Annotated in this window: 15 protein-coding genes; 6 read left to right on the top strand and 9 right to left on the bottom strand. The window is 52.5% G+C overall.

The window, feature by feature from the left end:
* Window positions 1–4: 4 nt before the first annotated feature.
* The 8 genes from P2W70_RS24680 to P2W70_RS24645 all read right to left on the bottom strand — a co-directional run bounded on the left by P2W70_RS24680 (window position 5) and on the right by P2W70_RS24645 (window position 11,510).
* A complete protein-coding gene (locus tag P2W70_RS24680; RefSeq protein ID WP_276484214.1) occupies window positions 5–424 on the bottom strand; it encodes a DUF2147 domain-containing protein in 420 nt (139 codons plus the stop codon).
* 133 nt (window positions 425–557) lie between these two features.
* Entirely contained in the window at window positions 558–1,559 is a 1,002-nt protein-coding gene (locus P2W70_RS24675; protein ID WP_276484213.1) for an arabinan endo-1,5-alpha-L-arabinosidase, read from the bottom strand.
* A gap of 25 nt (window positions 1,560–1,584) precedes the next feature.
* Window positions 1,585–3,549, bottom strand: coding sequence for an alpha-L-arabinofuranosidase C-terminal domain-containing protein (locus tag P2W70_RS24670; RefSeq protein WP_276484212.1), 1,965 nt, complete (start codon window positions 3,547–3,549; stop codon window positions 1,585–1,587).
* Window positions 3,550–3,618: 69 nt separating this feature from the next.
* Window positions 3,619–5,151, bottom strand: coding sequence for an alpha-N-arabinofuranosidase (locus P2W70_RS24665; protein WP_276484211.1), 1,533 nt, complete (start codon window positions 5,149–5,151; stop codon window positions 3,619–3,621).
* A 149-nt stretch (window positions 5,152–5,300) separates the two neighbouring features.
* Window positions 5,301–6,056 carry a DUF3823 domain-containing protein gene (locus tag P2W70_RS24660; protein WP_276484210.1) on the bottom strand — a complete coding sequence of 252 codons (756 nt, stop codon included), beginning with the start codon at window positions 6,054–6,056 and terminating at the stop codon, window positions 5,301–5,303.
* 12 nt (window positions 6,057–6,068) lie between these two features.
* Window positions 6,069–7,952: a RagB/SusD family nutrient uptake outer membrane protein gene (locus P2W70_RS24655; protein ID WP_276484209.1), complete on the bottom strand. Its 1,884-nt coding sequence runs from the start codon at window positions 7,950–7,952 to the stop codon at window positions 6,069–6,071.
* 6 nt (window positions 7,953–7,958) lie between these two features.
* A complete protein-coding gene (locus tag P2W70_RS24650) occupies window positions 7,959–11,126 on the bottom strand; it encodes a SusC/RagA family TonB-linked outer membrane protein (protein WP_276484208.1) in 3,168 nt (1,055 codons plus the stop codon).
* 147 nt (window positions 11,127–11,273) lie between these two features.
* Window positions 11,274–11,510 (bottom strand): hypothetical protein, encoded by a 237-nt coding sequence (locus P2W70_RS24645; RefSeq protein ID WP_276484207.1) that lies wholly within the window; start codon window positions 11,508–11,510, stop codon window positions 11,274–11,276.
* Window positions 11,511–11,933: 423 nt separating this feature from the next.
* On the opposite strand from P2W70_RS24645, the gene P2W70_RS24640 reads away from it, so the two are divergent.
* The 4 genes from P2W70_RS24640 to P2W70_RS24625 all read left to right on the top strand — a co-directional run bounded on the left by P2W70_RS24640 (window position 11,934) and on the right by P2W70_RS24625 (window position 17,926).
* Window positions 11,934–13,604 carry a ribulokinase gene (locus P2W70_RS24640; RefSeq protein ID WP_276484206.1) on the top strand — a complete coding sequence of 557 codons (1,671 nt, stop codon included), beginning with the start codon at window positions 11,934–11,936 and terminating at the stop codon, window positions 13,602–13,604.
* A gap of 22 nt (window positions 13,605–13,626) precedes the next feature.
* On the top strand, window positions 13,627–14,328 hold the full coding sequence (locus P2W70_RS24635) for an L-ribulose-5-phosphate 4-epimerase (RefSeq protein ID WP_276484205.1): 702 nt from the start codon (window positions 13,627–13,629) through the stop codon (window positions 14,326–14,328).
* Between the two features lie 54 nt (window positions 14,329–14,382).
* Window positions 14,383–15,873 (top strand): L-arabinose isomerase, encoded by a 1,491-nt coding sequence (araA, locus tag P2W70_RS24630; RefSeq protein WP_276484204.1) that lies wholly within the window; start codon window positions 14,383–14,385, stop codon window positions 15,871–15,873.
* A 331-nt stretch (window positions 15,874–16,204) separates the two neighbouring features.
* Entirely contained in the window at window positions 16,205–17,926 is a 1,722-nt protein-coding gene (locus tag P2W70_RS24625; RefSeq protein WP_276484203.1) for a sodium:solute symporter family transporter, read from the top strand.
* 161 nt (window positions 17,927–18,087) lie between these two features.
* Here P2W70_RS24625 and P2W70_RS24620 read toward each other — a convergent pair whose 3' ends face one another.
* Window positions 18,088–18,738 (bottom strand): HAD family hydrolase, encoded by a 651-nt coding sequence (locus P2W70_RS24620; RefSeq protein ID WP_276484202.1) that lies wholly within the window; start codon window positions 18,736–18,738, stop codon window positions 18,088–18,090.
* Window positions 18,739–19,114: 376 nt separating this feature from the next.
* On the opposite strand from P2W70_RS24620, the gene P2W70_RS24615 reads away from it, so the two are divergent.
* Together P2W70_RS24615 and P2W70_RS24610 are read left to right on the top strand one after the other, a co-directional pair.
* Entirely contained in the window at window positions 19,115–20,803 is a 1,689-nt protein-coding gene (locus tag P2W70_RS24615) for a GH39 family glycosyl hydrolase (RefSeq protein WP_276484201.1), read from the top strand.
* A 113-nt stretch (window positions 20,804–20,916) separates the two neighbouring features.
* The gene (locus tag P2W70_RS24610; RefSeq protein WP_276484200.1) at window positions 20,917–23,271 is read left to right on the top strand and encodes a glycoside hydrolase family 31 protein; all 2,355 of its coding nucleotides are present in this window, start codon (window positions 20,917–20,919) and stop codon (window positions 23,269–23,271) included.
* Window positions 23,272–23,411: the final 140 nt, after the last annotated feature.

Below are 23,411 nucleotides of genomic sequence, written 5' to 3'. Positions count from 1 at the left end.
CCCCTTACTGCACCCTGGTCCACACCTCGGTACGGCCGAGCAGACTGATGCCGATATAGCCGCGGATTTTGAGGGTATTGCGGTCGGTGAGGGTCATGTTGCAGCTATAGGTCTTACCACTCTTGGGATCGTAGATGGTGCCGTCGGTCCATTTGCCGTCGCCATCATACGCAAAATCTTTCAGCAATACCAGTCCGATCAGCGAGTCCTTGCGCCGGGCCGGCTCTGGATTGTGTACATCGAAATGCTCCTTGCTACTGCCACTTTGGATCTTACCCGAATATTTGGTGCCGGTTTTGTAGATGGCAATCTTGCCTTCTTTGCTACTGGTAAGCCAGGTGCCCAATACATCATCAGCTTTATAAGACTGAGCCATGCCGCAAACACTGGCGCAGACAAGTACTAATGTCATCAACTGCTTCATATCGGGAAATTGGTTTCAAAATAAATAAGCGTCCCGGTTTATTATGCCGGTCTTCCAATGTAAGCAAAAGCAGGGCCATGGCCAAGGGAGGTAGGCCAGGGGAGCGGGGTTTAACAGAAGCTTGGGAGGCTGCCTACTTCGCCACCTCCGGCCAGCCGTCTTTCCAGGCGAGTGTTTCAATGCGCAACTTCGACCGGCCACGGTCATTGGCATCGTAGCCATGAAAAATGAGGTAATCGGTACCATCGAAGGTGCACACGGCATTGTGGCCAACACCGTTCCAATCCTTATCGCCTTCCAGCAACAAGGTACCGCCGCTTTTGAGCAGTGGCACGCCGGCTTTGTCGACATAAGGTCCGGTCACGGAGGCCGAGCGGCCTACGATCATCTTATAAGTACTTTGTGCGCCTTTACAGCAGTAATCGGTAGAGGCGAACAAATAATAGAAAGCCCCCTTCTTAAACACGAAGGGGGCCTCTATAGCGCCGTCGCCGGCACTGGAATCCGGTGTATAATAGCTCAGCTTGCGGCTGGCGATCGAATGCCATTGTTGGGGCATGTCGACAGCCGTCAGCGAAGCATTGAGTTTTACCATTTTCAGTCCATTCCAAAACGAGCCAAAAGCCAGCCAGGGCTGGTCCTTGTCGTCCCAGATCACATTGGGGTCGATCGCATTCCACATATCCCTGCCCGGTACCGATTCGATCACCTTGCCATGGTCTACCCATTTAAAAGCAGGATCACCCGGATGCAGGGTTTTATTGGTCGCCAACCCGATGCAGGACGTATTCTTGCCAAAAGCAGATACCGAATAGAACAAGTAATACGTGCCATTGTGGTACGAGATATCCGGCGCCCAGATATGGTTGCGGAACCCCTTCACCGCCTGTACGCCCCAGGGTAAGGTATCGAAGACCTGTTTCTCCCGTTGCCATTGCTTCCGGTCTTTCGACGACCATACACTGATACCACGACCCGTACAAAACAGGTAATAGGTATCGTCCTGTTTGATCATGACCGGGTCATGTACCTGTATATTGTTGCTGCCTGCTGCCGCAGGCTGTTGGGCTTGTACGGCAGGCGTAGCCAGCAACAGGGCAACGGCGAGGAGGCAGAAGGGTAAGGGTATACGCATGGGGCAATCGGTTATGGCGTTTCGGTTAAAGCATTTTTACGCGGAACACCTGGAACGAATAGGGCGCCAGGGTTACCGGTAGTTTCTTTCCTTTCAATTTGATCGTTTCCTGGCTGGGGCTCAGGGCTGCCGGTTGGGCAAAACTGTTGGCCAGTTGCAGGTTGTCATTTTTCAGCACTTCTGCCGTAGCGGCAGGCGCCAGTTTTTTCACGCCTTCCAGGGCTACTTCACTGGTCACGGCCTTGTCGCTGGTATTGACGATCTTGATGATCACCTCTTTGCTCACGCTGTCGATCACCGCATTGCCATACAGGCCCTGCTGACCGGCCACGGTTTCCTTGTTCAGCGTCATCGATACTACATGGGTTCCTTTATTGGTACCATACATTTTTTGTACATAGTAGTTGGGCGTACCATAGCTCTGCAGGTTGTTGAACCAAATGAGGTCGGGCGTCCATTGCCAGCCTTCCGCATGGGCAAACAACGGTGCGTAAGAAGCCATGTGCACCACATCGGCATTGCGCTCCAGGCCAGTCATGAACGCGGCTTCCGACATCGCACACTGCCAGTTGTTGCTGTTGTCGGCACTGGCAACTGCCTTGCTTTGCGCGGCATACTCGCCCGCGAAGATCTTGGGGCCGTTGCGGTCGTAATTGTCATAACGATTGGCCTGCTTCAGGAACCATTCCGGCGCGCGGTAGTAATGTTCGTCCAGAATATCTGCCTTCAAACTGCGGAAGATAGGGTTGAGGTAGTCGAACAACTCGCCATCGGGGTTGGGTCCCAGCGCCGAGATCAGCCTCACCTCGGGATATTTTGCCTTGATCGCTTTCGCAAACACTTTGTAACGATCTACATATTGCTCGCCCCACTGTTCATTGCCGATACCCAGCAATTTCAGGTTGAACGGAGCGGGGTGACCCATCTGTGCTCTCAACTTACCCCATTTGCTATCGGTGCTTCCGTTGGCAAATTCGATGAGGTCGAGGGCGTCCTGTACATATTCGTCCAGTGCATCCAGTGGCGCTACTTCGCTGCTGTTGAACTGGCAGGCCATACCACAGTTGATGATGGGCAGGGGCGAAGCGCCAATGTCTTCCGACAAGAGAAAGTATTCATAAAAGCCCAGTCCGAAAGACTGGTAATAGTCGGGCGTCAGCTTGTGGCGGAACTCGGTATTCCAGCGGTTCACGATCAGCTCCCGGTCTTCCACCGGTCCCACCGTTTTCTTCCACTGGTACCTCGTATCGAGCTCTCGGCCCTCTACGATACAGCCACCGGGAAAACGCAGGAAGCCGGGCTTCATATCGGCCAGCAATTGCACCAGGTCGGGGCGCAGGCCGCCGGGGCGGTTCTTCCAGGTCTTTTGCGGGAAGAGCGAGATCATGTCTACCTCGATGATGCCGGTGCCTTCAAACCAAACATTCATTTTGGCTTTGGCCTCCGTGGCGCTGGCGGTGAAGGTTCCGGTATATTTTTTCCAGGTGTTGCCATCGAGGGGCACACTCGTGCGGCCAATGGCGCCGTTTGTACCATCTACCAGGTCTACCCGTAGTTTGACGTTGCCTTCTACCACGCGTGCCAGGATGGAAAAATCATACTGCTCGTTGCCCTTGATGCCCATACCGCGAAAACCTTCGTTGGTAAGGCCATAGCCATTGGGTGTGCGAACAGTTATGCGGGCATAACGGGGATTATTGGATTGATCACCCCGGTTGATGATCAGGATATTGCTGGGGTCGTTCTTAGGTTTCTGTTCTTTCCAGCCCATGAGTGGTGCGGCGAACTCAAAAGAGCGGTTCTTCACGAGTTCGGCATAGATACCGCCATCGGCGCCGAAGTTGATGTCTTCAAAGAAAATGCCCCACATGGTCTGTTGTATCGGGGTGTTGATCTGACTGGCATTGACCGTAAAAACCGGCGTTGTCTGTGCAAGCAGCTGCGAGGCACTGAGGCAACCGGCAGCAAGCAAAGTGGCAAATGTTCTCATTGATTGTATTCGTTCTTGATATGTTATACGGTGTAATACCGCCAACCCGTTGGTGGCGGCGGAAGAGGCTTATTTCAGTTCCAGTACCACGACCGAGCAAGCCGGCAGTTTTACCGTCAGTGCTTCCCCTTTCAGGATGGCGCCGTTGAAGGTGGCCGGTTTAATCTTCTCGGGTGCTTCAAACGTGTTGAAGTCCTGCACTTTTCCGGAGGTCAGCACACGGCCTGTCACGGTCTTGTACTTACCGCCTTTCAGGTTCACGGTAATGGTTTGCTCTTTACCGGCATCGATGTTGACCAGCGAAATATGGGTATTGCCCAGGGAGTCGCGGGAGGCTGAGGCCGATACGGCCGGCAGACTGCGATTGCCTACTTTATAAGCATTCGACTTCAACTTGAGAGGCATCAGCTTCGCATCCTGGTGCACATTGTACATCTCCATCACATGGTAGGTAGGCGTGAGGATCATCTTCTCTTCATTGGTCAGCAATACAGCCTGCAATACATTGATGGTTTGCGCGAGGTTGGCCATCCGTACACGATCGGCATGGTTGTGAAAGATATTGAGGGTAACACCAGCGATCATCGCATCGCGCATCGTGTTTTGCTGGTACAGGAAGCCGGGGTTGGTGCCAGGCTCCACATCATACCAACCGCCCCATTCGTCTACCACGAGGGCAATGCGTTTGTTGGGATCGTATTTGTCCATGATGGCCGAATGCTTTATCACCAGTGAGTCCATGAACAGCGCCCGTTGCATCGTGGTGAAGTATTGTTCCTCGGTAAATCCGGTAGCAGGTCCTTTTTTGTTCCAGTCGATCACGGAGTAGTGGTGCAGTGCTACGCCCTGTACCATATTACGCGGGATCTGCTTCATCAGCACTTCGGTCCAGTTGTAGTCGGCCGAATTGGCGCCGGAGGCGATGCGGAAGATATTGCCTTCGCTCCAGCCGCTCATGAAAGTCGCATATTTGCGGTAGAGGTCGCTATAGTATTCGGGGCGCATATTGCCGCCGCAACCCCAGGCTTCGTTGCCTACGCCCCAGAATTTTACGTTCCAGGGTTTGTCGCGCCCATTCTCGCGGCGCCATTTGCTCATGGGGCTTTCGCCTTCAAAATTCACGTATTGTACCCAGTCGATGAGTTCCTGTACGGTGCCGCTACCGATATTACCAGCTAGGTAAGGGTCGGTACCGATCAGTTCGCACATATTGAGAAAGTCATGGGTGCCGAAACTGTTGTTTTCGGTCACACCGCCCCACCAGGTATTGACGATGGTCGGGCGTTTGTCTTTGGGACCTACACCATCTTTCCAGTGATAAGTGTCGGCAAAGCAACCGCCGGGCCAGCGCAGGTTGGCGATCTTGAGTTTTTTAAGGGCCGCTACCACATCATTGCGCACACCCGCGGTATTGGGGATCTTACTGTTTTCTCCCACATAAAAACCGCCGTATACACAGCGGCCTAGGTGCTCGGCAAAATGGCCGTAGATCTGTTTACTGATTAACGTCTTGGCTGAATCGGTCTGCACGATGATCTCATTTTGTGCAACACTGGCAAGGCAACCGGACAGCGCCAGAGAAAGGATAAACCATTGCTTCATAAATCGATGTTTAGTTCAGTTTGGTCTGGTTCTGCAATTAAGTGTATAAGTTACGCTTAATCAAAGATAAAACAAAGCCTGCTGTAGAAACAGCAGGCCTGTTGAATAAAAACAAAAACAACTGCTGATGATTAACTGTACGCGCTCTTTTAAAACTTCATGTCCACCTTGACGACGGTGGTATAGATACTTTCTCCCACACCATTGGTCTTCACACCGATGCGGAGAAATCCATATTGCTTGTTCAGCATCTCTGCCAGTCTTTTGCGGATGTTTTCCTGTCCGCTACCGTTGTACCTGTTGGGGTTTACGGTGATCGTGATGGTCTTGGCCGCACCCGGTGTGGCACCTTCGCTGCGTTGTACGATGTTGTTGATGACATCGGTAAACTGGGTAGCGCCCACGCAAATGGCGGCGTTTTCAAGCGTACGCCCGGCGGTAACCTGTGTAGGGGTAAAAGTACCGGTTACGGTGGTGTCTGCTTTGTTGAATGTGAAAGCAGGCGCATTCACTGTGAAATAAGGCACTACCGGCACGTCGATCGATTGAGAACCACGAACCTGCACGTCGATGGAGTCCGTGTTGTTTTGCCAGGGCGCGCCACCGAGGCGTACCAGTTTATAATCGCCATCGAAGAGGGTGGCGGAGAAAGTGCCATCCTGGTTTACATACACCGGTATCTTGGTAAACAACTGGTATCCCCGCTGCCACAGTTCCAGTTGCACGCCGCCGGTAGTAGTGCTGCCGCTACCGTTGACCGTTGGCGTGCGTACCTGCAGGGTTTGTCCCTGGTATACGATCCGGCCACTCAGTACTGACCCCGGTGCTTTGTAGTTGTCCTTGGTGCAGGCGGTGAACAGTAAAGCTACTGCCAACGCTGTATAAATAATTGATGTCGTTTTCATGATCGTCGTTTGTTAATGGAATGGATTTCTTACAATTTTCGGATTGTTGTTGAGGATGCCCTGGTCGATGGCCGAATAGTAATTACCCAGCTGGAAGAAACGCGGTGCGCGGAAACGAGGAGCTACCATCTTCACAAATACGTATTTGCCATCGCGGGCAGCATCGCCGGGGCGTATGATGCGGTAAGGATATAGGGCATATACCGTCGCATCGGGGTTATTGCTTTGGCCGTTCCAGACGATATGGGCCGTGCGCCAGCGCTTGAGGTCCCATACGCGGTGGTCTTCGAAAGCCAGCTCTACCCGGCGTTCATGGCGGATCTTTTCGAGGGTGATGGTTCCGGCCGTGACCGAGTTGGCGCCAAAACCTGCACGCTCCCGCAGGGCGCTGATCCAGGTGGCGGCATCTACTTTTTGGTTCAGCTCAAACGCCGCTTCGGCTGCATTGAGGTACACCTCACCCATCCGCATCCATACCCACCACACATCGCTGAGGATACCCCGGGTACTGGTGCCGGCACCGGCATCGAGGTATTTGCGCAGGTAAAAACCACTGTTGGTTACTTCCTGGATGGAGCGGTGGGGACCAGAACTGCCTACCAGTAATTTGCCATCGCCGGCAGGGTAATCGGGGGGCGAATAGTTGGTGCCCACCCCGCTGCCTTCTACGGTCTGGTAATTACTGCCGTCCCAGCGCATCACACCAGCCTGTATCTGCAGGGGGCGTCCTTTGAAACTGGTGCCGGGGTAAATGACGGTACCATACAAGCGGGCATCTTTGTTGGCAAAGATCTCGTCAAGACTGTTGTAATAGATGTAGTCGGTATTGCCAGCATTGCGTGTTTTCAAGGCGCCTGGTGTACCATCGAGGTACTCAAATTCTTCTACGAGGTTGAGTGACGGGGTGACGCAGGAAGAAGACAGGTTGTCTTCACGGATACCCAGCGGAATATTGTCGTAGGAGAAACCGTGCCTCTTGCTTTTGGCAGAGAGGAAGTCTCGGACAAAGATGGCTTCTTTGTTGGCGGTCTTTTTGACGACTGCCTCATAGAAATTTTCGCCCAGGCTGGATGGGTTGCCTTTGTACAGTGCATAAGGGCTACTGGTGATGACCTCTTTGGCTGCTTCGAGGGATTTGGTAAAATAGTCATTGGCTTTCTCGGCCGGGATGCCTACTTCGCCGCCGGGCAGCGTGATGGGGGTGCCCATCTGATTGTTGTATTTGGCAATGGTGGCGGCATACAACAGGGCACGGCTCTTGAGGGCCATGGCGATGTATTTGTTGGCGCGCGTGTTGCTGTTGGGGTTGCCCAGGTCGTTTTTGATGGCATCGAGCTCGGCAGCTACGAAGTCATATACTTCAAACTCTTTCGCCCGGGGCTGTTGCAGGGAACTGGGATCGCCACTGAAATCATAGATTAGCTGTTTGGTCACGATGGGTACGCCACCCATTCTTTTGACCAGCTCGAAATAGATGAAGGCGCGGATAAAGCGCAGCTCACCCGCAAACTGTTTCTTTTCACCATCCGTCAGCTTGACACTGTATTTATCGATACTCTCCAGGGCGAGGTTGATATCGCGGATCAGGGTGTAATCCCAGTAGGCCCAGCGGCCATACGCGTAAGAGGTGATGTTGTTGCGACCATCTTCGCCGGTATAGCCACTCCACATGGCATCATCGTAATCGGCCATATTGCGCCAGTTGCCATCTAGCCCCAGATCGGTGGGCAGGCGATCGTAGTAGTTGGCGAGCAGACCGAGGATCATCTTGGGGTCATTCCACACCTGGTCTTCGAGAATGATGGTTTGTGGTGTACGCTCGAGCCATTCTTTGCGGCAACCTGCCAGGGTGGTCAGCAGGGCTAAGAGCAGGATACTTTGATATATCGGTTTCATAGCTGATTAGTTGAAGGTTACGTTAAAGCCAAAATTGATCAACTTCTGTTGGGGGTAGACCAGGCCATTGGGCGAACTGATCTCGGGGTCGATCTCAAACTCGGCGGTATTGTCGAACGAGAACAGGTTGCTGCCATTGACATAAAAGCGCAGGTTGGATACGCCATAGCGCTTGGTCAGTTTGGCAGGTATGGTATAGCCCAGCTCCAGGTCGCGCAGACGGATGTATTTCACGTTGGTGATCCAGTAATCGTTGCGGCGTGCAAAGTTGACGTGGCCGTAATCTTTGCGCAAGGCAGGATAAGTACCACCTACCCATTCGCTGTAAGGGTTGTAGGGATCTACACGGTGCCAGCGGTCGGTGAGCATGTACTCCGGCGAGTTACCATTGTTCTGGAAGGGGTTACGCAGTTCCCAGTCGCGGATATAGCTTTGCAGGGTGGAACCGGCAAAACCAAAAGCGAGACTGAATCCTTTGTACGATAAACGGCCGTTGATACCAAAGCTCATGTAGGGCTGCTGGCCTTCGGCATATCCGATGGGGCGCTCGTCCATGGCATTGATGATGCCGTCGTTGTTCACGTCTTTGAAGATGAGGTCGCCGGGCAGCATAGAGCGGTTGCCCTGGCCATCGTTGTTGACGGTATAGTTGTCGATCTCTGCGTGGTTCTGGAAGCGGCCTACTACCTGGTATCCCCAGTTGATATTACCCCAGCGGTCTTCGAACGAGTTGCGGTATTCATTCCACGAGTTGCCGAAGCGGGGTTTGTAGAAATGCAGGTCGCGGCGGCGGGCCAGGGTTCCGTTGATGCCGATGCTGTAATCGAAGTCGCCTGTTTTACTGCTGTAGGTGATCATTCCTTCCACGCCACGGTTGGCCTCGGAAGTCAGGTTTTCGTTGGGCAGTGTGTAGCCTACTTCGCTCGGCAGCAGTACGTCGTACCGTCCTGCAGGCAGGCCGGTGCGTTTACGCTGGAACACTTCGAAATTACCGGTAATGGCTCCTTGCAGGAACTGGAAATCGACACCGATATTGGTGGTCTGGTTGTTGACCCACGACAGGGTGGTCACGGGCAGGCCTCTTGGGCGCAAACCGATCACGTAATTGCCATCCAGCACGGCAGATCCCTGCGAGAAGTTGTAACCGCCGAGGTAGCCAAAGGCGGTGATGCCGACCTCACTACCTGTTTCTCCATAGGAGAAGCGGAGTTTCAGTTCATCGAGCCAGGATATTTTGTCTTTCAGGAATTTTTCTTCCGTCAGGCGCCAACCGAGTGATACGCCCGGGAACAGGCCCCAGCGTTTATCCTTGGCATACAGGTAAGACCCTTCGTAACGCAGGAAGGCGTCCACAATGTATTTCTGCTGGTAGTTGTAACTGACCTTACCGGTGTAGCCGGCACGTGCTTCCGTACTCCATTCATCGCCCAGGTAATCCTGGTTGGCGAAGAACATGATGGGGATATAGTTATTCGGCGGAATGGAGTGAAGAGCCAGGTATTCGTTTTCCAGGTCCGACCGTTCGTAGGCAGCCAGCAGGTTGACGCTGTGGTCGCCAAACTGCTTGTTGTAGTTCAGCTGGCCCTGGGCAAATCGTTGGGCGATATTGCGTTTGTGCCGTTCGCGCCAGGGGTTCTGGTTACCGCTTTTTTGTTCATAGGTGTCGGTGGCGGCGTTGTAGGTGTAGGCATTGTAAGTAAACTCGAAGCCATCAAAATCTTCGTTGTTGTAACCATACGACAACAACACTTTTGCCTGCAGTCCGAATTTAAAATCATACTGGGCCGACAGGTTGAGGTCAATGGCGCGGTTCACGTTATCGATATAGCCCGTTACATTGTTCTTATAGGTGGCAGGGTTCACGTTTACGCTGTGGCCCTGGTTGATGTAGTTGGGGTTGTCGTTGGCGTAGGGTGGTTCGATGGGCCACATACTGCTGATACTGAGCAGGGGGTTGAAGTAGTCATCGAGGCCCGGTACACCCACATTGTGGCGGCTTTCATAGCGGCCACGGATCTGGGTGCCCACCTGCAGTCCTTTGGCCAGGCTGGCATTCAGGCTGGCCTGCACGTTGGTACGCTGAAAATTGAAATCACGGATGATAGCATCCTGGTTCACGTGGCTCATCGAAAAATAGTAGTTCGATTTGGCCGACCCGCCGGAGGCGCTGGCGTTCAGGTAATACTGGGGTACATTGGGCCGGGTGACGATATCGTAGTAGTCATAGCTTTTATATCCCTTGTCGGTGCCTTTTTCCCATTTGGCCAGTTCTTCGGGCGAATAGAGGCTGGAAGGGTTACCATAAGCATTCTGTTCGGCTTCGAGTAAGCCACGCACATACTGGCCGGCGTTGCCCGGACGTGGAAACCGGGTAAAGTTTTGCAGGCCATAATAGCCGTGAATATTGATGCTGGTGTTTTCGTTCTTCTTACCTTTTTTGGTGGTTACCAGTACCACGCCGTTGGCTGCGCGTAATCCATAGATGGCCGCGGCACCGTCTTTCAGGATGGAGATGCTTTCGATGTCTTCCATGCCGATCTGGTTGAAGATATTGGTACCCGATACGCCGGTATTGTACCCGAAGGCGGAGGTGCCGTCGCTGGTGCTATAGGGAACGCCATCGATGATGTACAAGGGGTTGCCGAGGTTGCGGATCTGGATGCTGGTACCGTTACCCGGGCGGGCATCGGTGGCCCGGAAAGTGACCCCTGGCACTTTGCCCACGAGGGCAGAAGTGGCTGCCACGGCGGGGGTACGCATGATCTCTTCCGATTTGATCTCACTCACGGCGCCGGTCAGTACTCTTTTCTTTTGGGAGCCATAGCCGACCACCACGACATCTTCGAGCGAGTTGGAGTTTTGCGCCAGAATGATGCGGATGGCCTGGTTGGCCTGGATGGTATATTCTTGTGTTTTGAAGCCGATGTTGGAGATTTCCAATACCTCACCGGCGGCCGCTTCGATGCTGAAATTGCCCAGCTGGTCGGAGGTGGTACTGATCTTTTTGCCTTTGACGGTAATGGTGGCCGAGGGGATCGGCTGTCCGTTCTTATCGAGGATAACGCCTTTCACCGGGTCCCACGCAAAGCAGGTTACCTGGAAGCTGAGCAGTAATAAAACCAGGAGGGAAAGCATGGCGCCCCGCTCCCGCAATCGTACTTGTTTAACTCTCATAAAGCAATGGTTTTTTTATGGGTGCATGATAGGTTGCATAGGTGATACCAATGCGGTAGCCTGACTGCCTTCACGGGGGCAGTATTGAAACGGCATGCGCGTACAGATGCGTGGCATCATTGGCTTTGTCGGGTATGATGGTGGGTGTTATTCCGTATAGGCAGGCGTTTTGGTGAGGAAATGGGAGTTGCCGGGGGTAGGAGGGGGCATGACGAAGGTGCGCAGGGTCAGGTCATGTCCCGTTGTCTTGTCTTGTGTAGAATAGCTGAAACAGTAGAAAATGGAACCAGATTGCGGTAATGAAGGAACCTGCCGGAACAGGCGATAGTGGAGGTGGAGAGCTGGCCTGGTAATCAGCCCGAGCAAAAAGGAGGTTCTTTTCATACAGCAGTTGCAAGTCAGTTTCAATTTATGAATTATTTTTTCAATAACTGTCATAAATACATTTATTTTTTTTAATCTTGCTGCCTGCCATCCGTTAGGAGGTCGTGGTGGAGGAGCTAAACTGGTCACTTTCCGTATAGCTTCAATCACATTTTGAACTTCGCTAATTAGTTTACTTTGTTAGATTTGCGAGGGCTGGAGGTTAGGGCGACCAGGCAGATGGTCGATTGAAAGCGCTACCTTCCGGCAAATGATTCGTCCAATCAGGCATTTACTCGATCCTACAGCGGACGGTTCCCGATAAAGTCCCGGGCACCAGTTCGGGCAGCTCCTGCGGCCGGCAAAGGCCAGTTTGGAAAAGTCGATTTTTGTTAATTCTTTTGCACCTAAATAATTAAGTGTTACCTTGACACGAATTGCCGAATGAAAAAGGATCAATATGTTATAGGAGTCGATTACGGAACAGATTCTGTACGCTCCATTATAGTTGACAGCTCCAATGGAAAAGAGATCGCTGCTGCCGTTTTCAACTATCCCCGCTGGAAAGATGGTCTTTATTGCAATGCTGCACTTAACCAGTTTCGCCAGCACCCGCTGGATTACCTGGAAGGCCTGGAGCAAAGCATCAAAACTTGTTTGCAGCAGGCCGGACCGGCTGTAGCCGCCAACATCAAGGCTATATCCGTCGATACGACCGGTTCAACCCCGATTGCGGTCGATGAGACCGGTACGCCCCTGGCTTTCCTGCCGGGTTTTGAGCAGAATCCCAACGCCATGTTCGTGCTGTGGAAAGACCATACCTCGGTAAAGGAAGCGGCTGAAATCAATGCCCATGCCGAGCGTTTCGATGTGAACTACCTGCAGTATGTGGGTGGTATCTATTCTTCCGAGTGGTTCTGGGCCAAATTGCTGCATATCCTCCGGGTAGACGAGCAGGTGCGCAAAGCTACCTACTCCTGGGTAGAGCATTGCGACTGGATTCCTTTCGTGCTGACCGGTGGACAACATGCCCGCGATATTCGCCGCGGTGTTTGTTCGGCCGGCCACAAATCGCTCTGGGCTGCCGAATTCGGCGGATTGCCCCCCGATGAGTTCTTTACTTCCCTCGATCCCTTGCTGAAAGGGTTTACAACCCGTTTATTTAAAGATACCTATACTTCTGCCCAGGCGGCAGGCACCATCACCGGTTCCTGGTCCGAAAGGCTGGGGCTGCCCAAAGACGTGGTGATCGGTGTAGGCGCTTTCGACTGTCATATGGGGGCCGTAGGCGGTCAGATCGAACCCTACTACCTGAGTAAGGTCATGGGTACCTCTACCTGCGACATGCTGGTAGCGCCTAAAGCCGATATGGAAGGTAAACTGGTAAAAGGCATCTGTGGCCAGGTGGATGGGTCCATCATCCCCGGCATGATCGGCCTGGAAGCCGGTCAGTCTGCCTTTGGCGACGCCTATGCCTGGTTCCGCAACCTGCTGGCCTGGCCTTTACAACATACCCTGTCTCAATCTTCCCTGATCGATAAGGAAACAGCTTCGAAACTGGTCGAGGAATCCCTGGGCAAGATCATCCCTGCCTTGAGCCAGCAGGCGGCCCAACTGCCTTTCGACGAGAAAAGCGAACTGGCGGTAGATTGGTTCAATGGCCGCCGTACGCCCGATGCCAACCAGCTCCTGAAAGGGGCGATCAGCAACCTGGGCCTCGGCAGCGATGCACCCCGAGTATTTCGTGCCGTGGTAGAAGCTACCTGCTTTGGCGCCAAGAACATCGTCGACCGCTTCAACAGCGAAGGCGTTACGGTAAAAGGCCTGATCGGTATGGGCGGCGTAGCCCGCAAATCACCCTTCATCATGCAGATGATGGCGGATGTGATGAACATGCCTATCCGTATTCACCGCTCCGAACAGACCTGTGCGGCCGGTGCTGCCATGTTTGCCGCTACTGCTGCGGGCATCTATCCCAAGGTAGAAGAAGCGATGGCCGCGATGGGACAGGGATTCGACGCTGAATACACGCCCGACCAACAAAAAGTGGGTCTGTACGCCAAACGTTTCCGCCAGTACCAAACACTGGGTGATTTTATCGAAGAACAAATTTGATCCGCCTCCAACCAGTCAATCCATGAGTCGTTACCAACATATTCGTGAGGAAGCATACGAAGCCAATATGCAATTGCCTGCCCTGGGCCTGGTGCTGTTCACCTTCGGCAACGTAAGTGCCGTCGACAGAGCAGCCGGTGTATTCGCCATCAAGCCCAGCGGTGTTCCTTATAAAGACCTGTCACCCGATAATATGGTGATCGTCGATTTCGATGCCAAAACCGTAGAAGGGACCATGCGTCCTTCTTCCGATACCAAGACCCACGCCGTGTTGTACAAGCATTGGGAAAAGATCGGCGGCATTGTGCACACGCACAGCACCTATGCTACCGCCTGGGCACAATCGCAACGGGATATTCCGATTTTCGGCACTACCCATGCCGACCACAATACGGTCGATATTCCCTGCGCGCCACCCATGGACGATGCCATGATCAAAGGTGACTACGAGCACGAGACCGGATTCCAGATCATCAACTGCTTTCAGCAAAAAGGTTTTTCGTATGAAGAGCTGGAGATGGTACTGGTGGGTAACCATGCGCCCTTTACCTGGGGTAAAACCGCCGCCAAAGCGGTATACAACAGTGCGGTACTGGAGAATGTTGCCCAGATGGCCCTGCTGACCGAGCAGATCAATCCGCAGGCGCCCCGCCTCAAAGAGGCATTGATCAGAAAGCATTTCGAGCGCAAGCACGGCCCCGATTCTTATTATGGCCAGGCCTGAGCCTTTCCGGATATCCATGTAATAACAATAAAGCACACTCAAAAAACACGATAGATGATCAACCTCAAGAAATTGGAAGTTTGGTTTGTAACAGGTAGCCAGCATCTGTATGGACCCGAGACGTTGAAGCAGGTCGCCGCCAATGCCCAAACGATTGCCAAAGCCCTGAATGCCTCCTCCAAGATTCCTGTCACTGTACAATGGAAAGACACGGTAAAATCTCCTGAAGAGATCTATAAAATATGCCAGGAAGCCAATCACGACAACAATTGTATTGGTATCATTGCCTGGATGCACACCTTCTCTCCGGCCAAAATGTGGATCAATGGCCTGAAGATATTGAACAAGCCCTTACTGCACCTGCATACCCAGTTCAATCGCGACATTCCCTGGAACGAGATCGACATGGACTTCATGAACCTCAACCAGAGCGCGCATGGTGACCGTGAGTTTGGTTTCATCGTCAGCCGCCTGCGTAAGAACCGCAAAGTGGTAGTAGGTCACTGGCAGGATGAAGAAGTACATGAGCGCATAAACGTATGGGCCCGTGTAGCAGCTGCCTGGGCCGATTGGCAGGGTGCCCGTTTCGTACGTTTCGGTGACAACATGCGTTATGTAGCCGTTACCGATGGCGACAAGGTTGAAGCTGAATACAAATTCGGATTCGCTGTCAATACCCATGGTATCGGTGATCTCGTAGCCGTGATCAACGAAATAAGCGATGCTTCGGTCGACAAACTGATCCAGGAATACAATGACTTATATAAGGTAGCCGACGCTTTGAAAAAAGGCGGCGCCAGCTTCGAATCCCTGCGCGATGCAGCCCGCATCGAATTGGGCATGCGCCAGTTCCTCGAAGCCGGTAACTACAAAGGTTTCTCCGATACCTTCGAAGACCTGCATGGCATGAAGCAATTGCCCGGTATCGCTTCCCAGCGTTTGATGGGCAGTGGCTATGGCTTTGCCGGTGAAGGTGACTGGAAAACATCGGCCCTGGTACGGGCCATGAAAGTAATGGCTGCCGGCCTGCCGGGCGGTAACTCCTTCATGGAAGATTATACCTACCATTTTGATCCGGCCAACCCGGCCGTACTGGGTTCGCACATGCTGGAGATCTGCGAGTCGATCGCCGATGGTAAGGCCTCCTGTGAAATTCATCCGCTGGGTATTGGCGGCAAGGCCGATCCGGTTCGCCTGGTGTTCAATGTAGGGGCCGGTGCAGCGCTCAACGCGTCGATCGTCGATATGGGCAACCGTTTCCGGATGCTGGTCAACGAAGTAGAGGCGGTAAAGCCCGAGCATGACCTGCCCAACCTGCCGGTAGCCCGCGTATTGTGGAAGCCATTACCGGATATGAAGACCGCCCTGGCAGCCTGGATACTGGCTGGCGGCGCCCACCATACCGGTTACAGTCAGAACCTTACGTCCGAATACCTGCAAGACTTTGCCGAGCTGGCGGATGTGGAATTCGTGTTGATCAACAAAGACACCAACCTCTACCAGTTCAAGAACGAGCTGCGCTGGAATGAAGTGTATTACAGATAGGGTGGTCCTGTTATGTTAACGCATTTTAATACATAATCGCTCCCTCAAAGGCATCTTACTTTCCGGTAAGATGCCTTTGTTATGTTATCCTGTCGGGATGAATGATACGATTCGTCGATTAAAATGATACAACATGACCAATCATTGACCATTTAAGCATGATAATTAAAAAAATAATACCTATTTTTCACGTTTGAAAAGTGCTTTGCATATGAAAATATCTCCGGTCAGTATTGGTCATACTAACAGTTGTTATTATCTGTCACGTCCAAGCATTTCAACAACATTACATAACCAACTTTTCTAACCAACCTCTAATCGGTTACTGCGTATGAATAACCAACTGGCGTATTACGATTATCTCATTATTGTCTTTTACTTCATCCTGGTAGGCTCTTATGGCTACTGGATCTATCGCCGGAAGAAAAAGGCGGCGATGGACACCAAAGACTTCTTCCTCGCCGAAGGATCGCTCACCTGGTGGGCTATTGGTGCCTCTCTGATCGCCTCGAACATTTCTGCCGAGCAGTTCATTGGTATGAGTGGTGAAGGTTTCTTCGTGGGTACTGCAGTGGCAGCCTATGAGTGGATCGCAGCGCTGGCGCTGATCATCATCGCCATCTGGTTCATTCCCATTTATCTCAAGAACAAGATCTATACCATGCCGCAGTTCCTGACACGGCGGTACAATGATACCGTGGCGTTGATCATGGCGGTGTTTTGGTTGTTCCTGTATGTATTTGTGAACCTCACCTCTATCTTATACCTGGGTGCCGTAGCCATCAATGGTTTGTTGGGTGGCGGTTACCTGCATGCGATCATGATCGCGTTGGCCATTTGTGCCCTGATCATTACCCTGGGTGGTATGAAGGTAATTGGTTATACCGACGTTATCCAGGTAGCTGTGCTGATCGTGGGTGGTCTGGCGACTACTTACCTCGCCCTCACCGTAGTGGCAGAAAAGATGGGTGTAGGACATGGTGCCCTCGACGGTTTCAAAGCCCTGATGGCCGATTCGCCCGAGCACTTCAAAATGATCCTCGATAAACCGACCCAAACGACAACGACGATCAATGACCCGATGAACCTGCAGGTGCAGAAATACGTGGTGTTGCCTGGTATCGCGATGTACTTCGCTGGTCAGTGGATCGTGAACCTGAACTACTGGGGTTGTAACCAATATATCACACAACGTGCGTTGGGTGCTGACCTCACTACTGCGCGTACTGGTATCCTGTTTGCCGGCTTCCTGAAGCTGATGATGCCCGTAATCGTGATGTTGCCTGGTATCGCCGCCTGGGTATTGTATAAGAATGGTCACCTGCCTGGTTTGGAAAACAAGGACGGCGCTTACTCGGCGATCCTCGGCTTCCTGCCCAATGGTCTGAAAGGTCTGTCGATTGCGGCCCTCACGGCAGCGATCATCGCTTCGCTGGCGGGTAAGCTCAACAGTATCTCGACTATTTATACGCTCGATATTCACAAGAAATACATCAGCAAGAACCTGGATGAAACCAGGATGGTGTGGATCGGCCGTGTGACGGTAGTAGCCGCTATCATCATCTCGCTGATCTTTACCTGGAAAGATACCCTGGGTATCGGTGGTGAAGGTGGTTTCACCTTTATCCAGAAGTACACAGGCTTTATCAGCCCCGGTGTATTCGCAATGTTCATCCTCGGTATGTTCTGGAAGCGTACGACAGGTACCGCTGCACTGGTGGGTGTGATCCTTGGTTTCGTACTGGCGATCTTCTTCAACAGCTATGCAGTAGATATCTTCGGTAAAGAAACCCTGTTGTATACCGCCTTCACGTATGAGAAGATGGGTAAGAATGGTGTAGAAGTGATCACGGAGATTCCGTTCCTCATCAACATGGGATGGTCCTTCTTCTTCACAGTACTCACCATGATCGGTATCAGCCTGGCTGGTCCGAAGGTAAACCCCAAGGCATTCGAGATCGACGGTTCGATGTTCAAGATCAAGCCGGCTACCCTGGTACTCATTGTAGCCACCTTGCTCATCCTGTCGGCACTCTACGTGCGGTTCTGGTAAACGATAGCGCGCGTAACGCGTTCCAATAATTTGAACAACAGCAGGCCCGGTAAGCCTGCTGTTGTTATTGGGGGACTGCAGTTATCAGGGCGCAAATAGCAAACGGGGCATGTCCTGGTAAGGAATGCCCCGTTTGTTATTGTACTGCGCGCTTGCGCTGCTTATCCAAGCAGTTGTTTGCTCAGCCAGGGTTCTGTATAGTCTTTGATAAAGCCAATGATGTTGTCATAGGCAGCAAACTCCTCTTTTGTATGCATGCTGGTGATGACCACGGCCTGCATACCAGCATTCTTAGCAGCTTCCACGCCTTTGGGGGCATCTTCAAACACGATACAATTGGCCGGTGCAACATTCAATTCTGCGGCATTTTTCAGGTAGGTCTCGGGGTTGGGTTTGCTGCTCGTGACGTTGTCGGCACTGACGATGCTATTGAAGTAGTGACGGATGTGCAATCCATCCAGTACGAAGTCGATATTGAACGTGATGGCGGCAGAGCCGATGGCCATGGGTATCTTTTGGTGATAAGCCTTTTCCAGGAATTCGCCCAATCCGGCGATCAGTTGCAGCCGGGGACGAAATGCCTGCTGGTACTGTTCTTCCTTTTGGTAGCTCATGCTGTCCTTCTCGGCATCCGTAAAACGGCCGGGGAAGATCCGTTCAAGCAATTCATGGTTCTTGCCATAACACTCGGCTTTGGCGCGCTCCATCGAAATATTCGCACCAAGATTGTTCAGGATCGTATGCCAGGCTTTGATGTGATAATCCATGTCGTCGATCATCGTGCCGTTCAGGTCGAATAAGAATGCTTTCATAGGCCGCAAAGATAGGCCGAAGCGTGCAATGGAACGGGTGCTGTTGAAGCGGCTGGTATTAAAGGATCATGAAAAACGGTAAGCGAAGGAACGGGTCGTGGAGGATCATGAAAAAGGCCGGCGTGTCGGCCGGCCCCTGGTTTTGTCTTCGTTGTATTTCAATGTTCAGTCTACAGAGTTGTTGCCTGGCTGTATTCCTCGTTGTCCCGACGTATGTCGGGATTGCCTTTCCTCATTTTCCCGTTGCCAGAGTGCTGCTTAATTGTTAAATTGACAATTGAAACCGTAAGTTACCACCATTCCTCTGTCGAAACCAGCCCATGTTAATGTTGGATAAGAGGTGGTTAATGCGAGATCAGCTTTAAACTAACGAACGATGAAATACCTTGCCTTCGTTGCCTGCGTCGCGGCTGCTCATTGGCTGACGACCCCAGCCACTGCTCAATCTACTCCTGTACATATCCAGGTTTCGCTCGACCAACCCATTGCTGATATGAAACCCGTATGGGCCTGGTTTGGCTACGACGAACCCAATTACACGTATATGAAGGACGGCAAAAAGCTGCTGAGTGAACTGGCAGCGCTGAGTCCGGTGCCCGTCTATGTGCGCGCCCACAACCTGCTCACATCGGGCGATGGTACGGCGGCCCTCAAATGGGGCTCTACCAACGCGTATACCGAAGATGCGCAGGGCAACCCGGTGTACAACTGGCGTATCATCGACAGCATCTTCGATACCTACGTACAACGGGGTATGAAACCCATGGCGCAAATTGGTTTTATGCCGGAAGCACTGTCAGTAAAACCACAACCTTATCGTCATTACTGGAAGCCAGGGCAGCCCTACCAGGAGGTGTTTACCGGTTGGGCACATCCTCCCAAAGATTATGTGAAATGGGGTAACCTGGTGTATGAGTGGGTAAAGCACAGCGTGCAGCGTTATGGCGCCAAAGAAGTAGACAGCTGGTATTGGGAATTGTGGAATGAACCCAATGGCAAAGGCTACTGGCAAAGCACGGTAGAAGAGTATTGCAAATTGTACGATTATACGGCTGCTGCGGTGAAGCGTGCCTTGCCAACGGCCCGCGTGGGTGGACCGCATGTTACCGGGCCAGCCTGGAATGTGTCGGAGAAATTCCTGCGCAGCTTCCTCGACCATGTTACCAATGGCACCAATCATGTCACCGGAAAAAAAGGTACGCCCATCGATTTCATTGCCTTCCACGCCAAGGGCTCACCCCGGGTGGTGGATGGACATGTACGCATGGGTATTTCCAACCAACTGAAAGATATCAGCAAGGGCTTTGAGATCGTAGCAGGTACCCCGGCATTGAAAGACCTGCCGATCGTGATTGGCGAGTCGGACCCCGAAGGTTGTGCCGCCTGTGGTATGGCGACCAACCCGGAGAATGCTTACCGCAATGGTACGATGTACTCTTCTTACACGGCAGCTTCCTTTGCCCGCAAATACGCCCTGGCCGATCTGTTTAAGGTGAACTTCCTCGGCGCGGTATCCTGGTCATTCGAATTTGAAAACCAGCCCTGGTTCTACGGCTTCCGTGACCTCGCCACCAACGGTGTCGATAAACCGGTACTCAATATCTTTCGCATGTTTGGTATGATGAAAGGCAAGCGGGTAGCGGTAGCCAGCGACCGGATGTATCCTTTGCTGACCATTCGTGATTCGGGCGTGCGCAAGGCAACGACCGACATCGGAGCTCTGGCTGCTACCGACAAGAAGACGGCTACGGTCATGATCTGGAACTACCACGACGATGACCTACCTGGTCAGGCCGAAAGCGTAGCCGCTATCGTGAAAGGCATCAAAGGAAAGAACGTCCAATTAACACAGTATACGGTTGATCGATCCAACAGCAACTCGTATGAGGTATGGAAGGCCATGGGCTCTCCGCAGCAGCCTTCTGCCGAACAAGTGGCGCAACTGGAAAAGGCCGGACAACTGGCACAAACAGGCAGCCAATCGATACCTGTTGTCGACGGACAGGCATCCATTCCGCTACGGCTCGAACGACAGGGCGTGGTGTTGCTGAAACTGGAATGGTAAATAAATGGTCAATATAGGGCTAAAAGTATTGCGCTGGCGCCGTAGGAGGCCCAGGAGGGAAATCGTCTTATTACTGATAATAAGTCCCCTCATCAACAGAACTTTCACTTGTCATGATCCTACTAACTTATTCACGCATGGTGCTGGTGGTAATACTATCTGTCGCCGGTCCAATCACCAGTTATGCGCAAACCATCAGGGCAGGCGGCCAGCCTGCACAACTTGATATTCGTGCAGCTGGTGCACATAGTATTCGCGTTACGCTAAAGCCCCTGAGCTATACTGCCAACTTTCCGGTATCACCGGCGTTGGCCGAACGGAATTATCCAACTGCTGCCATCAGCTTGCGGGAGGTTAAAGGGCCTGTCCGTAAGAGGATCGGCAACTTACAGGTAGAGGTACATGCTCCATTGACAGTTGTCGTTAAAAGCGCCCAAGGGCAACTGATCCAACAGTTGACTTTCGGGGACGATGGCAAGCTGGCGTTCGAGATCGACGATCAACCCATACTGGGTATGGGAGAGGGCGGACCGAAACCCGAACGGGGTGTCAATTGGCGTTCACTGCCTATTGAGTATGACCGCCGGGGCAGGATGCACCAGATGGAACCCCGCTGGCAAAGCGATGCCTATGGGTCCCGCAATCCGGTTGCCTTGCTGGCAGGTACCAAAGGTTGGGGATTGTTTGTGGTAACCCCTTGGGTACAGGTAGACCTGCAGCAACGCGATAAAGGGTATTTCATCCCCTGGCAAGCACCTGCTGGTGCCGAAGGTCCGCAAACAGAAAAGAACCAGGGCCTCAGTCAGGGCAAAGGCAAACCGCCGATCAAAGAGATCGTACCCGGATTGTATGATGTGGTGGTATTCGATGCACATGATCCTGCTGCGTTCATGAAAGATCTATCCGTACTGACCGGCCAGGCAGCTATGCCACCGCGTTGGGCGCTTGGTTATATGCAATCGCATCGTACGCTGGATACCGACAAAGAGATGATGGGTGTGATCGACAGCTTCCGTGCCAAGAAGATACCGGTTGATGCGGTGATCTATCTGGGTACCGGCTTTACCCCCAAAGGTTGGAACACGATGCAGCCTTCGTTCGACTTTAACCCGGAGGTTTTCAAGCGTGATCCGCAGGCGGTATTGTCCGACATGCACCAACGCCACGTGAAAGTGGTGATGCACATGGTACCCTGGGACCGTGACAAACTGCCTACGCTGCAGGGCACTATTCCTGCACGACCTGGTGAACCCATGGATGCTTCTCATATAGAACAATACTGGGCACAACATGTGGGATTGGTCAATAAAGGCGTCGATGCCTTCTGGCCTGATGAAGGTGACTGGTTCAACCTGCATGAGCGCATCAAGCGCCACCAATTGTATTACCAGGGACATTTGTCAACCCAGCCCAATAAAAGACCCTGGAGCCTGCAACGCAACGGATACCCCGGTATCGCTCAATGGGGTGGCTGGGTATGGAGTGGTGATACAGAATCATCCTGGAAAACACTGGAAGGCCAGATCGCAGTAGGGCTTAATTATTCCCTCAGTATTGGCCCCTATTGGGGCTCCGATATCGGTGGCTTTTATCCCAATGCCGAGAAGACGGGTGAGCTCTTTGCCCGCTGGTTTCAGTTTGGTGCTTTCTGCGGTTCCTTCCGTGCGCATGGAAGAACCTGGTTTACCGCCTTGCCCTGGGGATATGGGCTGAGTGACATGGGACCACGCGAAAACAACAACCGCAATACACCGGTTAATCCCGATGATCCGCGCAACATCAAACAGTCGGAGATGAGCAATCCGGCGATCGAGCCCATTACGAAAAAGTACACAGAGCTGCATTACCAGCTACTACCCTATACGTATACACTGGCCTGGGAGGCGCGTCATACCGGTATGCCACTCATGCGTGCCCTGTGGCTGCATTATCCCGATGACCCGCGCGCAGTTAATACGGGCAGCGAATACCTGTGGGGGCGCGATCTGCTGATTGCTCCGGTATTTGAAAAAGGGGCCACCACCCGGAAGGTATACCTGCCCAAAGGAGATTGGTACGATTGGTGGAGTGGGGAGCAACAGTCGGGAGGTCAAACGGTAACCCGTGCGGTCGACCTGGCTACCATGCCGATTTATGTACGTGCGGGTGGTATCATTCCCTTCGACCCTGTTCGCCAGTATGCCGATGAACCGGTCAAGGAGCCCACTACCTTACGGGTGTATACAGGAGCCGATGGTGACTTTACTTTGTATGAGGATGATGGCATTTCACAAGAGTACACCAAAGGAAAGGGCAGTTGGATCCATATAGCCTGGCAGGACAAAGCGAAAAAGCTGACACTGACGCCGCAGGCGCCGAAAGGGGCTGTGAATGAGATAAAGCCTCGTACATTCAACGTGCTCTTATTGCCGCAAGGCATTACTAAAACGATTGCCTACAACGGCAAACCAGTAACACTGAGTTTCTAACTATCCGGTATAAAAAACGCCGCCAGCTGACCTTCAGCTGGCGGCGTTTTATTGGAGGATGATGCCAAAAAAACGCCGCCGCTCTTTGACGGGAGCGGCGGCGTTGTATAAGATCCATTTACTGGTTTGCACTTGTATTA

The sequence above is a fragment of the Paraflavitalea pollutisoli genome (assembly GCF_029360705.1).
GTDB lineage: Bacteria > Bacteroidota > Bacteroidia > Chitinophagales > Chitinophagaceae > Paraflavitalea > Paraflavitalea pollutisoli.
This window is presented reverse-complemented; position numbering and strand designations above follow the sequence as displayed.